At 56.4% G+C, this 15,340-nt stretch carries 1 protein-coding gene; it reads left to right on the top strand.

The genetic code is table 11. From position 1 onward, the window contains the following. The first annotated feature begins 16 nt into the window (after window positions 1-16). On the top strand, window positions 17-15,274 hold the full coding sequence (gene lgrD / locus EDM60_RS06750) for a linear gramicidin non-ribosomal peptide synthetase LgrD (protein WP_122963636.1): 15,258 nt from the start codon (window positions 17-19) through the stop codon (window positions 15,272-15,274). The last annotated feature ends 66 nt before the right edge of the window (window positions 15,275-15,340 follow it).

Genomic DNA, 15,340 nt, shown 5'->3' with positions numbered 1-15,340 from the left:
GAGTGAGCAGGAGAAGATGAATAACATTGAAACGTATTATCCCGTTACTCCTTTGCAGCAGGGCCTCATTTTTCACAGTTTGCTGGAGCCGGAGTCCGGAGCCTACATCGTGCAGATGGGGTTGAAGCTGCAAGGTCCTCTGAATATTCCGCTGTTTGAACAAGCGTGGCAGTGCCTCGTTGACAGGCACGCGATTTTTCGCACCAGATTCGTTGGCGGAAAAGTAAAAGAATACGTCCAGGTCGTCTTGAAGGATTTGAAAATTTCCCTGGTCGAACACGATCTTATTCATCTTTCTTCCTCTGAACAAGAAGCGTTTCTGCACCATTTTGCCAAAGAAGACCGCAAACGCGGTTTCGATATCGAGCAAGCGCCGTTGATGCGGCTGAATGTGTTTCATCTGGACAGTGATACCGTTCATTTTTTGTGGACGTTGCACCATGTATTGATCGACGGATGGAGTATGCCGCTTGTTTTCGGGGAAGTGTTTGCGGCGTACGAGATGCTCAGCAAAGGGCAGCCGCTGAGCCTCCCTCCGGTCAGAGCTTACCGCGATTACATTGTCTGGCTGAAAAAGCAGGATTTGCAGCAGGCGGAAGCGTTTTGGCGCACCTATATGCAAGGTTTTACCGAAGCCACGCCGCTTTCGTTCGGACGAGCCTACAAAAATCCGTACCTCGATCAAAAACAGTATCGGGAGCTGGATTTGACCGTCAGCGAGCAAACTTCCAAAGCGCTGCAAACATTGGCTCGCCAGCACCGCCTGACGGTCAATACGATCGTGCAAGGCGCGTGGGCGCTGTTGTTGAATCGCTACAGCGGCCAGGATGACATCGTATTTGGAGCCACCGTTTCGGGACGCCCGGCTGACTTGCCCGGAGTCGAGACGATGATCGGCTTGTTTATCAATACATTGCCAGTCCGCGTGCAAGTCAACGCGGAAGAGAGCGTCATCAACTGGCTCAAAACGCTGCAACAGCAGCAAGCGGATTTTCGCCAGTATGAATACACCCCGCTTGTGGAAATCCAGGGGTGGAGCGACGTCCCGCGCGGCCAGTCTTTGTTCGAAAGCATTCTCGTTTTTGAAAACATGCCTGTCGGAAAATCGGGAGGCGGGGAAAGCGCCATCTCGATTGTGGACGTCTATTCCGAGGAGCAGACCAACTATCCGTTTACGCTGGTTGCGGCTTCAGGCAAAACGATCGACATCAAAGTCAAATTCGATGAAAGCCAGTTTGAGCTTGCGGCGATTGAGCGGGTAGTCGACCAGCTTCATTCGCTCTTGAGCTCGATTGCAAAAAACGCGAAGCAGCGGATTGGCGATCTGTCCCTGATCAGCGAGAGCGAGCGGCAACAAGTTTTGGTCGAGTGGAACCAGACGGCAGAGGATTACCCGAGCGGGCTTTGCATTCACCAAGCTTTTGAACAGCAAGCAGAAAAGACGCCCGATGCAGTAGCGGTCGCCTATAAAAACAGAGAGCTGACCTACGCGCAGCTGAACGAGCGGGCAAACCAACTGGCGCATCGGCTTATCCGCAAAGGGGTCAAACCGGATACGCTCGTCGGCATTTGCTTGGAGCGTTCCCCGGAAATGATTATCGGAATACTCGGGGTCATGAAAGCGGGAGCCGCCTACGTGCCGATCGATCCCGCCCATCCGCAGGAACGCATCGCCTATATGGTTGCCGACTCACAAGCGAGCGTATTGCTGACCCAGCAGTCGCTGCTGGAGATTTTGCCAGCGACAGCCGCACACGTGATTTGCCTCGACAGCGATCTTTTGGCGGATGAACCTGTTGACAACGCGTCTTCCGAGGTGACGGAGCAAAACCTTGCTTACGTGATCTACACGTCGGGCTCTACCGGATTGCCAAAAGGGGTCATGATCGAGCACCACAGCGCGATCAATTTGGCTTATGCGCTGATCGACGCTTTTGACATTCAGCCGACCAGCCGCGTTTTGCAATTCACCTCGTTCAGCTTTGACGTGTCAGTTTCCGAAGTTGTAATGGCTCTGCTCGCGGGTGCGACACTTGTCATCGAGGATCGGGAGTCGCTTTTGCCAGGCCCTGAACTGATTCAGGTTTTGCAAGAGCAACGCATTACAACCGTCTCCATGGTGTCTTCCGTTCTGGCGGCTTTGCCTGATGCTGATCTGCCTGACCTGCACACCTTGATTGTCGGCGGAGAAGCGCCGAGCCGCGAGCTTGTGGCACGCTATGCGCCAGGCCGTCAGTTTTTCAATTGCTACGGGCCGACAGAAGCAACCGTTTGCTCCACGATGATGCTTTGCCAGGCCGGGATGAACAACCCGCCGATTGGCCGCCCGATTGCCAACGCAACCGTGTACGTGCTGGATGCCAACCTCAATCCCGTTCCCGTCGGCGTGCCAGGGGAGCTGTACATCGGAGGCAAAGGCTTGGCTCGCGGCTACTGGAACCGCCCCGAGCTTACAGCCGAGAGCTTTATCCCGCATCCTTTTGGCACGGCAGGCGAGCGGCTTTACCGGACAGGCGACCTCGTTCGCTATCGGCAAGACGGCAATCTCGAATTTTTGGGTCGCATCGACCATCAGGTGAAAATTCGCGGCTACCGCATCGAATTGGGCGAGATTGAAAATGCAATCCGGCAGCACCCTGCCGTACAGGAGGCTGTCGTCATCGCCCGCGAAGAAAAAGCGGGAGACAAGCGTCTGGCCGCCTATCTGGTGGCAGCGGGAAAAGCACAGCCGCCCGCAGAGGAGATCGCGCTTTTTCTGAAAGAGACGCTGCCTGAATACATGGTTCCGGCTGGTGTTGTTTGGCTCGATGCCATTCCGCTCACCGTCAACGGAAAAGTAGATCGCCGCGCGCTGCCCGTCCCGGATTGGGGCCAGCTTTCCACGAAGCGGGAGTATGTGGCGCCGCGCACGCCTACAGAGGAAATGGTAGCCAACATCTGGTCGCAAGTGCTTTCGGTAGAGCGGGTCGGCAGCTTCGACGACTTTTTCGAGCTTGGCGGGCATTCGCTGTTGGCTACGCAAACCGTTTCCCGTCTGAAAGAAGCGTTTGGCGTCGATTTGCCGCTGCGTGTGCTGTTTGAATGCTCGACAGTGAACAAGCTGAGCGAATGGATCGCGGCTGCTGGCGAAGACAAATCTGGGCTGTCGCGCATCCCGCTCGTTCCCGTTTCCCGCGATCGGCATTTGCCGCTTTCTTTTGCCCAACAGCGCTTGTGGTTCTTTGATCGGTTGATGCCAAACAGTGCGCTCTACAACATCCCGACAGCTGTACGCTTGCAAGGGGAGCTGGATATGGACGCTCTGGAGCAAAGCTTGCAGACGATCATCCAGCGTCACGAAAGCTTGCGCACGACGTTCACGGACCATAACGGAGAAGCCGTGTCGGTGATTCACCCCGAGATCGACTGGAAGCTGGAACGGATCGATCTGCGCGAACGGTCGGAGGAAATGCGCAATGAAGCAGGACTGCGCTTGGCGAAAGAGGAGGCGAACAGGCCGTTTGACCTCGTCACAGGCCCGCTCATGCGCGCGACGATCATCCAGACAGACGAGCGTGATTTCATCTTCCTGTTAAATGTGCATCATATCATCGCCGATGGCTGGTCGGCAGGCATTTTGATCCGTGAATTGTTCCATTGCTATCAGGCGTTTGCCAAGGCGGAAGCTCCGCAACTGGCTGAATTGCCGATTCAATACGCCGATTATGCTTACTGGCAGCGCGAATGGCTCACAAGCGATGTTTTGGACGAGCAACTGTCGTACTGGCGGGCGAAGCTTGGGGGAGCAGAACCGCTGCTTGCCTTGCCGACAGATCGTCCTCGTCCCGCTGTGCAGTCTTATGCAGGCAGCAGCATCTCGTTGTTGTTCGATGACGAGCTGAGAGCGAATCTCCTTGCCTTGAGCAAAAGGGAAGGAACGACGCTGTTCATGACGCTGCTCGCAGCCTTCCAAGTGTTCCTGTACCGCTATACAGGCCAGGACGACATTCTCGTCGGCACGCCGGAAGCGGGCCGCAGTCGCCAGGAGACAGAAGGATTGATCGGCTTTTTCATCAACACACTCGTCATGCGAACCGACTTGTCAGGCGAGCCGAGCTTCAAAGAAGTGCTTGCCCGCGTGCGGGAGACGGCTTTGGGCGCGTATGCCCATCAAGACTTGCCTTTTGAAAAGCTGGTCGACGAGTTGAACGTGGAGCGCAGCTTGAGCTACTCGCCGCTGTTCCAGGTGATGTTTGTCCTGCAAAACATTCCGGTTCAGGCAGACGCGCTGGATGGAATCCGCATTTTGCCGCTGGAAGGCAGCCAGCAGGTCGAGACGACCAAGTTCGATCTCACCTTGACGATGGCAGAAGCGGCAAACGGTTTGGCGGCGACGTTCGAGTACAACACGGCGCTGTTTGAGCGAAATACGGTGGAGCGGATGATCGGGCACTTTAGCTCGTTGCTGAAAGCCGTTGCTGCCAACGCGAACCAGGCGATCACTGCTTTGCCGCTGATGAGCGAAGTGGAGGAGCAGCAGCTGGTCCTGGAATGGAACGATACGGCTGTGGCCTACTCCACAGAGCAGCTTGTCTATGAGCTGGTGGCACAAGTGGCCCGCGACATGCCAGACCAGCCTGCTGTCGTCACGCGTGATCAACTCCTGACGTACGGACAACTGGAAGCCAAAGCGAACCAGTTGGCGCACTATTTGCAAAAGCAAGGCGTGGGTCGAGGCAGTCTGGTCGGCATTTGCGTCGAGCGTTCTGTCGAGATGGTCATCGGGCAGCTGGCGATCATGAAAGCGGGCGCTGCCTACATCCCGATGGACCCGGCGTATCCGAAAGAGCGTCTCGCCTTCATGATGCACGATGCGAGCATGGCGATTGTGCTTACGCAAGCAAAACTCAGGCAAAAACTGCCCGCAGACACGAGTCGGCTGATTTGCCTGGACGCCGATTGGGAGACGATTGCGCAAGAGCCTACAGCAGCTCTGGTCAACACAACTGCCGCAAGCGACCTGGCCTACGTCATCTACACATCCGGTTCGACTGGCACGCCAAAAGGAGTCGAGATCGAGCACGCCGCTCTCTTGAATCTGATTTTCTGGCATCAGCGGGCGTATGACGTCACGGCGACAGACCGGGCATCGCAAATTGCCGGGACAGCTTTTGACGCATCCGTCTGGGAAATTTGGCCTTATGTAACAAAAGGAGCCACCTTGTATTTGCCGGAGGAAGAAATCCGGCTTGTCCCGGAAAAACTGCGTGACTGGCTCGTCGCTTCGAACATTACCGTAAGCTTTTTGCCGACGCCGCTGACGGAGAGCATGCTCGCTTTGGAGTGGCCGGGCGATACTGCGCTTCGCTACATGCTGACAGGCGGAGACAAGCTGCATCACTACCCGTCAGAGAAGATTCCGTTCACTCTCGTAAACCAATACGGCCCTACTGAAAATACGGTCGTGGCGACGGCGGGCATCGTTCCGAAAGAGGCAGGGCAAACGGCCGCTCCCACGATTGGCCGTCCGATCGACAACGTTCAGGTGTACATTCTCGATGCCCATAGGCAGCCTGTTCCTGTAGGCGTTTCCGGTGAACTGTACATCGGCGGAAGTTCCCTTGCGCGCGGTTACCTGAATCGTCCCGATTTGACGCAAGAGCGCTTTGTCGCTCATCCATTCACGGAGAAAGCAGGGGCACGTCTCTATCGCACAGGAGATTTGGTGCGCTCCTTGCCGGACGGCAGTATCGAGTTCATCGGTCGTGCCGACGATCAGACGAGCATTCGCGGATTCCGTGTGGAGCTGGGAGAAGTGGAAACGGCAATTGTTGCCTTGCCAGCGGTAAAAGAAGCGGTCGTCACCGTTTGCACCGACAAGCAAGGGACGAAGCGCCTGGCTGCCTACCTCGTTTTGGAGGAAGGGGCGGCGCTTGCGACAGGCGACATTCGCAAAGCGCTCAAGGAAACATTGCCGGATTACATGGTTCCGGCATTTTTCACCCAGCTGGCGTACTTGCCGCTCACGCCAAACGGCAAGGTAGACCGTAAAAATTTGCCTGCGCCGGATTTCCAACGTCCGGAGCTGGAAGGAGAGTTCGTCTCGCCTTCGACAGAAAAAGAACGGCGCTTGGCGGCCATCTGGAAAGACGTGCTCGGGATCGAACAAATCGGGATACACGACAATTTCTTCGAGCTGGGCGGCGACTCGATTCTCAGCATCCAGATCGTGTCCCGCGCGAATCAGGCAGGGTTGTCGCTTGCGCCGAAGCAGCTGTTCGAATACCAGACGATCGCGGAACTGGCGGAGATCGTGGAGGAAAAAGCAGCAGTGCAAGCGGAACAAGGAGCCGTCACAGGCGAGCTGCCGCTTTTGCCGATTCAGAAGTGGTTCTTCCAGCTTCCTTTGGCAAACCGCGATCATTGGAACCAGTCCGTGCTGCTTTCCATTCAGGCTGGCATCGATCCTGCGGCGCTGAAACAAGCGGTCGGACAGCTCATGTTCCAGCACGATGCTTTCCGCATGCGCTATACACAAAGCGAAAGCGGCTGGCTGCAAGCGATGGATGCGCCAAGCGAGACGATTCCGTTTCGCGTGGAAGATTTGTCCCAGCTTGCACCAGAGGAACAAGCCAGTGCCATCGAAGCGATTGCCAACGAGACGCAGACGCAACTGAATTTGCGTGCCGGGCAAGTCGTGCAAACCATCTACTTCCATCTCGGAAAAGAGGTGCCGGGCCGCCTCCTGATCGTCGCCCATCACCTGGTTGTAGACGGCGTGTCGTGGCGGATCATCCTCGAAGACTTGCAGCATGCCTACCAGCAAATCGCCGCAGGTCAAGAGGTGAAGCTGCCAGCGAAAACTACGTCCTACAAAGAGTGGGCGCAAGAACTGGAGCGCTACGCGCATTCCGAAGCGTTCAAGCATGAAAAAAGCTATTGGCTGTCCAAGTCCTCCGTCCATTCGGCTGAACTGCCCGTAGACATGCCAGATAGTGCGGAAAATACGGAAGCGACAGTCAAGTCCGTTCATTTTTCCTTGACCGTCGAAGAGACGAAAGCACTTTTGCAGCAGGTGCCGCAAGCGTACCGTACCCAGATCAATGACGTCTTGCTGGCCGCTTTGGCCAAGGCGCTCGGTCAGTGGACGGGCAAACGTTCGGTGTTCGTCAACGTCGAAGGACACGGACGCGAAGAACTGGCGGAACATCTGGATTTGTCCCGCACCGTCGGCTGGTTCACCAGCATGTATCCGGTACACCTGCAATGGGACGAGACATTTTCGGTGAGACGGGCGCTTTTGACAACGAAAGAAGAACTGCGCGCCATCCCGAACAAAGGACTTGGCTACGGCGTGCTCCGCTACCTCCATGCGGAACCGGAGATCGTCGATGCCATATCCCGCATACAAGCCGACGTATTGTTCAACTACATGGGCAAAATTGATCAGATCGTCGGCAGCGATTCCTTGTTTGGCTCGGCACCTGAGTCCAGCGGAGCGAATCTTTGCCCGAGCGCGCAAAGGCATCACCTGCTCGACGTAAACAGCGTAGTGGCAGGGGAACAGCTCCACGTGACTTGGCGGTACAGCGAGAAGCTTCATCGAGAGAGTACGATTGCGGCAGTAGCGGAGAGCTTCATGGCTGCCTTGCGCGAGATTGTCGCCCATTGCACACTGCCGGAAGCAGGAGGGTACTCCCCGTCCGACTTCCCGTTGGCTGTACTGGAGCAAAAGCAGATCGACAAACACATCGGTTTCGACCGACAAATCGAGGATGTGTACACGTTGTCTCCGCTTCAGCAAGGGATGCTGTTCCATTCCTTGTACAGCCAGGACAGCGGCGATTACGTCGTGCAATTTGCGGTCACGTTCCAAAACCTGGACGTGTCTGTCCTGGAAAAAGCGTGGCAAAACGTGCTGGATCGCCACTCCATTTTGCGGACGCACTTCGTTTGGGAAGGACTGAGCGAGCCGCACCAGGTCGTGCGAAAAGACGTGAAAGTCACGCTCACCAAGGAAGACTGGCGCCACCTGCAAGCAGATGTGCAGGACGAGATGCTGGCCGCTTTCCTGGAAGAAGACCGCAGACGCAGCTTCGATATTGCGCAAGCGCCATTGTCTCGCTGGGTCGTCTTCCAGACCAAAGACGAGGAGTATCGCTTCGTCTGGAGCTTCCATCACGTTTTGCTTGACGGTTGGAGCGTTCCGATCGTGTTGAACGAACTGCTTGCCCACTATGCTGCAATCAGCGAGGGGCGAGAAGGAAAGCTTGTGCCTTCGCAGCCGTTCTCCCAGTACATTGCCTGGCTGAAGCGCCAGGATAGGGAAAAAGCGAAGCCATTCTGGACAGATCAGCTAAAAGGCTTCCACGAGCCGACTTCTTTGGGAATGGGCAAAAATGTTGCCGCTTCGCAGCAGAAGCAGTACAAGGAGCAAAGCGTCCTTTTGTCAGAGGAAGCGACCGAGCATTTGCAAAGCTTCACGCGCGAGCATCAGCTGACGCTCAATACACTCGTGCAAGGGGCATGGGGCTGGATTTTGGGAAGCTACAGCGGGGAAGAGGAAGTGCTTTTCGGGGCGACAGGTTCAGGGCGTCCGGCTGACCTTCCCGGTGTCGAGACGATGGTCGGTTCGTTCATCAATACGCTGCCTGTGCGGGTTCCGTTGCAGACGGATGCGACTTTGCTTGCCTGGCTGAAAGACTTGCAGCGACGACAGCTGGAAATTCGCGAGTACGAATACACGCCGCTGTTCGACATCCAGGGCTGGAGTGAACTGCCGCGCGGGTCTGCGCTGTTTGAATCGATTCTCGTGTTTGAGAACTATCCGACTGTGCAAGCAGCCAAAAAAGGCGAAGACGAGGCTGCATCTGCGACATCCGGCGTTTCTCTGGAAATTCACGATGTAGCGGCAGTCGAGCAAACGAACTATCCGCTGACGTTGGTCGCAGCGCCAGGCAAACAAGTGGCGTTCAAGTTGAAGTATGACCAGGATCGCTTCGATGACGCCATGATCGAGCGCGTGTTGAACCAGATGACCCGTCTGATGGTCTATATGAGCAAATCGCCGGAGCTGCGTCTGAATGACGTCGCGTTGATGGATGAAGACGAGCGCAAGCAGGTACTGATCGACTGGAACCGCACGGAAAAAGAGTATCCGCGCGAGCTTTGCCTCCATCGCGCCTTTGAACAGCAAGCGGCGAAAACGCCCGACAACATTGCGCTTGAATACAAAGAGCAAAGCTTGAGCTACGCCGGACTGAACGAGCGGGCAAACCAGCTGGCTCATCTGCTGCTCGCCCAAGGCGTTAAGCCTGACACGACTGTAGCGATTTGCGTGGAGCGCTCCATGGAAATGATCATCGGCATTCTCGGTGTGCTGAAAGCGGGAGCTGCCTATGTCCCGATTGATCCTGCGCATCCCGAAGAACGGATCGCCTACATGCTGGATGACTCGCAAGCGGTCGTCGTGCTGACCCAAGCGGGACTTGCGGACAAGTTCACGCAAGCGGCAGCTCCGGTCATTTGCCTGGGCGAGAAGCTGTTCGCGGATCGTGCGCATGTAGACGTGGACAACATTCAGACGGATGTTGCGTCCACGAATCTCGCTTATGTCATCTACACATCAGGTACGACCGGGCTGCCAAAAGGGGTAGCTGTCGAGCATCGCAGTGCGATGAACATGGTGCAGGCGTACATCGCCTATTTCGGATTGGACGAATCCAGTCGCGTCCTGCAATTCACCTCATTCAGCTTCGACGTCTCGGTTTCGGAAATTTGGCAGGCGCTGCTTTCAGGCGGGACGCTGGTCATCGAAGATCGCGAGTCGCTGTTGCCAGGGCCGGACCTCGTCCGCACGTTGCGCGAGCGCCGCATCAGCAAAGTATCGATGGCATCCTCCTTGCTGGCTTCGCTACCTGTGGCGGAATACCCGGATCTCGCCGTGCTGGAAGTAGGAGGAGATGCTTGCAGCCGCGAACTGGTTGCCCGTTATGCAACAGGACGAAAATTTTTCAACTGCTACGGCCCGACCGAAGCGACAGTCGGTACCGTGATCAAACAGTTGACGCTTGACGACGATACCCCGACAATCGGCCGTCCGTTCCCGAACACCAAGCTGTACGTGCTGGATCAAAACCGCAAGCCCGTTCCTGTCGGCGTGCCGGGAGAGCTGTACATCGGCGGCGAGTGCCTGGCGCGCGGATATTGGAACCGCCCCGAGCTTACAGCGGAGCGTTTTGTCGCCAATCCATTCGGACAACCGGGCGAACGGCTTTACCGGACTGGCGACCTCGTGCGCTACCTGCCGGATGGCAACGTCGACTACCTCGGCCGTTTCGACGATCAGGTAAAAATTCGCGGCTATCGCATCGAGCTGGGCGAAATCGCAGAGGCGCTCAGACAGCACGCAGCGATCCGTGAAGCAGTCGTGCTTGCGCGAGAAGTGCGACCGGGTGACAAGCGTTTGGCTGCCTATTTGACCAGCGCCGCCGAGCAAGAATTGTCCGTGGACGAGATCAAGCAATGGCTCAAGGAAAAGCTGCCAGACTACATGGTTCCGGCGAGCTACACGTGGCTTCCGGCCATTCCGCTGAACGTGAACGGAAAAGTCGATCGCAAAGCGTTGCCAGCTCCTGATTGGGGGCAAATCACGGCTGCGTACGTCGCTCCGCGCAACCCGCTGGAAGAAATGATCGCCAACGTCTTCGCAGAAGTGCTCGCCGTGGAAAAAGTCGGGATCGACGACAACTTTTTCGAGCTGGGCGGTCACTCCTTGCTTGCGACGCAGACGGTTTCTCGCCTGCGGGAAATCGTTGGCGTGGAACTGCAACTGCGCACGTTGTTTGAACACCCGACAGTCGCCGGGCTTGGCGAACAGCTGGAGCTGCTCACGAAGCAGTCATCCCGCAAGCTCGCGCCACCGATTGGAAAAGTATCCCGCAAGGAGCCGCTGCCTTTGTCCTTTACGCAGCAGCGCTTGTGGTTCCTGGAGCAATTTACGCAAAACAGCTCGATCAACAACATTCCGTCTTTCCTGCGCATCCAGGGCGAGCTCGACGTGGCCGCTTGGGAAGCGAGCTTTTCCGCGATCATTTTGCGCCACGAAAGCTTGCGAACCAGCTTCGAGGTTCGGGACGGCCGACCTGTGCAGGTCATTCAGCCGCATGGCGATTGGGCAATGACCCGGATCGATCTGCGTGCGCTGGAGCCTGCCGAACGGGAAGCGGAAATCAAGCGCCTGGCAGAACAGGCGATTGTCCAGCCATTTGACTTGACCAAAGGGCCGCTGCTCCGGGCGAGTCTGGTTCAGCTCGATGCCAACGACTTCGTTTTCCTGTTCGTCATGCACCACATTGCGTCAGACGGATGGTCGATGGGAATTTTGCTGAGTGAGCTTATGACCAACTACAAGGCTTTTCGTCAGGGAGAAGCGTCACCGCTTGGGGAATTGCCGATCCAGTACGCGGATTTCGCCGTCTGGCAACGGGAATGGCTGAGCGGAGAAGTTCTCGCTGAACAGCTCGGCTACTGGCGAGAAAAATTGAAGGGCAGCGAGCCGCTTTTGCAACTGCCGACAGACCGCCCGCGCCCGCCCGTCCAGACGTACGAAGGGGAGAAAATGTCCGTCCAGTTTGGAGCGGAGCTTTTGGAACAATTGCAAAGCCTGAGCCGAAAAGAAGGGGCAACCTTGTTCATGACGCTCTTTGCCGCGTTCCAAACTTTGCTGTACCGCTACACCAACCAGGACGACATTCTCGTCGGAACGCCGATTGCCGGACGCAACAAGCAAGAGACGGAGCAGTTGATCGGCTACTTCATCAATACACTCGTCCTGCGCACGGACATGTCCGGCCACCCGAGCTTCCGCGAGTTGCTTGCGCGCGTTCGCGAAACCGCGCTGGAAGCTTATGCGCATCAGGATGTTCCGTTTGAAAAACTGCTGGACGAGCTGCAACTGGAGCGCAGCATGAGCTACTCTCCGCTGTTCCAGGTGATGTTTATTTTGCAAAACATCCCGGTACAGGCTGAACCTGCTGGCGACATTCAACTGAGCAGCTTTGACCTTGAGCTGGGCGCTGTCACCTCGAAGTTCGACATGACGGTGACGATGGTGGAAACACCGGACGGATTGCTTGCCACGCTAGAGTACAACAAGGCTCTGTTTGACAGCAGCACGATCACTCGCATGGTCGAGCACTTCCACAAGCTGATGGAAGAGATCGTAGCGAACCCGGATCAGTCGATTACGTTGCTTCCGCTTATGCGCGAGGAAGAGGAGCAGTTGCTGATCACCGAGTGGAACCGCACGGAAGTACCGTATTCGCGGGAAAAATGCGTCCATGAAATGATCGAGGAAATGGTGAGCAAAGCACCGGACAGCATCGCCCTGATCGTGGGTGAGCAGCGCGTAACGTACGGCGAGTTGAACAGGCAGGCGAACCAACTGGCGCACTATTTGCGCAAGCAAGGAGTTGGCCCGGAAGTGCTCGTCGGCATATGCGCAGAGCGGACAGTCGAAATGATGATCGGACTTTTGGCGATCCTCAAGGCTGGCGGCGCTTATGTGCCTATCGATCCGGCGTATCCGGCAGAGCGGATTGCCTACATCATCGGGCATTCGCAAATTCCGGTTCTGCTTACGCAAGAACATCTGCTGCCGACGCTGCCTGAGCACCAGGCCAACGTCATTTGCCTGGATCGCGATTGGGCAACGGTAGCGGTTGAGTCCGAGGAAAATCCAGGCAAGCTTGCGACCTCCGACAATTTGATCTACGTCATTTACACATCAGGCTCTACCGGCAATCCAAAAGGGGTAGCACTGGAACACCGCAGCGTGATTTACTTCCTCTCTTGGGCGCATGACACTTATACGCCTGAGGAGATGAGCGGCGTCCTGTTCTCCACATCGATCTGCTTCGACTTGTCTGTGTACGAGATGTTTGCCACCTTGACCATGGGCGGCAAAGTGATCATGGCGGAAAATGCCTTGCAACTGCCAGCCTTGCCAGCAGCCGATCAGGTGACGCTCGTCAATACAGTGCCATCGGCCGCGACAGAGCTTGTCCGCATGAAGGGCATACCCGCTTCGGTGCGAGTCATCAACTTGTGCGGCGAGCCGCTTTCCAACAGGCTGGCACAAGAGCTGTACGCCTTCCCGCACGTGGAAAAAGTGTTCAATCTGTACGGGCCGACGGAGGATACCGTTTACTCCACACACGCGATCGTGACAAAAGGAGCGACGAACGAACCGCTAATCGGCAGACCGCAGTTCAATACGCACGTCTTCGTGCTGGACAGCCACCGCAAGCCTGTGCCAGTAGGGGTGCCGGGGGAATTGTACCTCAGCGGTTCCGGCTTGGCGCGCGGCTACTTGCACCGTCCCGATCTGACCGCAGAACGTTTTGTGCAAAATCCGTTCCGCGAACCGGGAGCGAGAATGTACCGGACTGGCGACCTCGTGCGCTACTTGCCGGACGGAAATCTCCAGTTTGTCGGCCGCGTCGATTACCAGGTGAAAATCCGTGGCTATCGCATCGAGCTGGGCGAAATCGAGTCCGTGCTGAACCGCTTCCCGGGCGTCAAAGAGGTCGTGCTGCTCGCCCGCGAAGACCGGGAAGGCGACAAGTGCCTGGTTGCGTACATCGTGTTCGAGGCCGATTGCACAAGCAAGATTCACGATCTGAATCACTTTTTGGCCGACAAGCTGCCAGCGTACATGATTCCGCAGCATTACATGATTTTGGACAGCTTGCCGAAGACGCCAAATGGCAAGCTCGATCGCAAAGCGCTGCCGAAGCCGGAATACGACCGCTCGGAAGCGGGAGTCGAATACGTCGCGCCGCAAACGCCAGTGGAAATCATGCTGCACGCGCATTGGGCTGCGGTGCTGGAAATGGAAACGATCGGCGTGCACGACAATTTCTTTGAGATCGGCGGACACTCGCTGCTCGCTACGCAACTGATTTTTAAAGTGCGCGAAGAGCTGCAACTGGAAGTGCCGTTGCGCATCTTGTTCGAGACGCCGACGATCGCGGGGATGGCCAAGACGATCGAGGAAATTATCAAACACGGTTTGACGTCCGTTTCCCAGGAGATCGACGCCAAAGGTCTTCAGGATGAAGTCGCGCTCGATCCGGCGATTTTGGCCGAACAGCCGTACGAAGGCGACCCGAGCCAGTTCCAGGCGGCGTTATTGACAGGAGCTACAGGCTTCCTCGGAGCCTTCCTGCTGCGCGACCTGTTGCAGATGACAGATGCAGACATTTACTGCCTCGTTCGCGCTTCTGGCGAAGAAGAAGGACTGGCCCGCCTGCGCAAAACGTTGCAGCTGTACGAGCTGTGGGATGAAGCTCAGGCACACAGAATCATTCCGGTAATCGGCGATTTGGCCCAGCCGCGACTCGGACTGTCTGCCGGGCAGTTTGACGCGCTGGCCGCAACAGTCGATGTCATCTACCACAACGGCGCCTTGGTCAACTTCGTTTATCCGTACGCCGCCTTGAAAAAGGCAAACGTCATCGGCACGGAGGAAATTATTCGCCTGGCTGCGGCCAAAAAGACCAAGCCTGTCCACTTCGTCTCGACGATTTTCACCTTTGCCTCGGAGGAAGGCGAGGAATCCGTCGCTGTTCGCGAGGAAGACATGCCGGAGAACAGCCGCATCCTCACTTCCGGCTATACGCAGAGCAAATGGGTCGCCGAGCACATCGTCAACCTGGCTCGCCAGCGCGGTATTCCGACAGCGATCTACCGTTGCGGCCGGATGACGGGCGACAGCGAAACAGGGGCATGCCAAAAAGACGACCTGATGTGGAGAATTGCCGCCGGAATCATCGATTTGGGCAAAGCTCCTGACATGAGCGGCGATTTGGACATGATGCCAGTCGATTTTGCAAGTAAAGGAATCGTTCACCTCTCCATGACCGAGCACAGCATGAACAGCAACTTCCACCTGCTCAATCCGAACGCAACCGATTACGACGACTTGATCGCAGCCATCGAGAACAAAGGCTTTGAGCTGGAACGAGTCACGATGGACGAATGGATCGAAGCCGTGCAGGAAGACGCGAAGGACAAAGGCATGGACGCCAACTCGGCCGCACCGCTCGGCAATCTGTTCTCGGACGGTCACAGCAGCAGGGGCAGCGTCGTTTACGTCGGCAATAAAACGACTCGTCTGTTGCGCCAGGCTGACATCGAGTGCCCGGAAATCGATGAAGAGGTGTTTGCGAAAGTTCTCGATTACTTTGCCAGAACCGGTCAATTGCGTGTGACACAAAATACACGGAACTGACACAAAAACAGTCCACCCGACATCTCGATACAGGATGTTGGGTGGAAAAAAATGAAATTAATGGTA

Source organism: Brevibacillus parabrevis, from assembly GCF_003710905.1.
Taxonomy (GTDB): Bacteria; Bacillota; Bacilli; order Brevibacillales; family Brevibacillaceae; genus Brevibacillus; species Brevibacillus parabrevis.
This window is presented reverse-complemented; position numbering and strand designations above follow the sequence as displayed.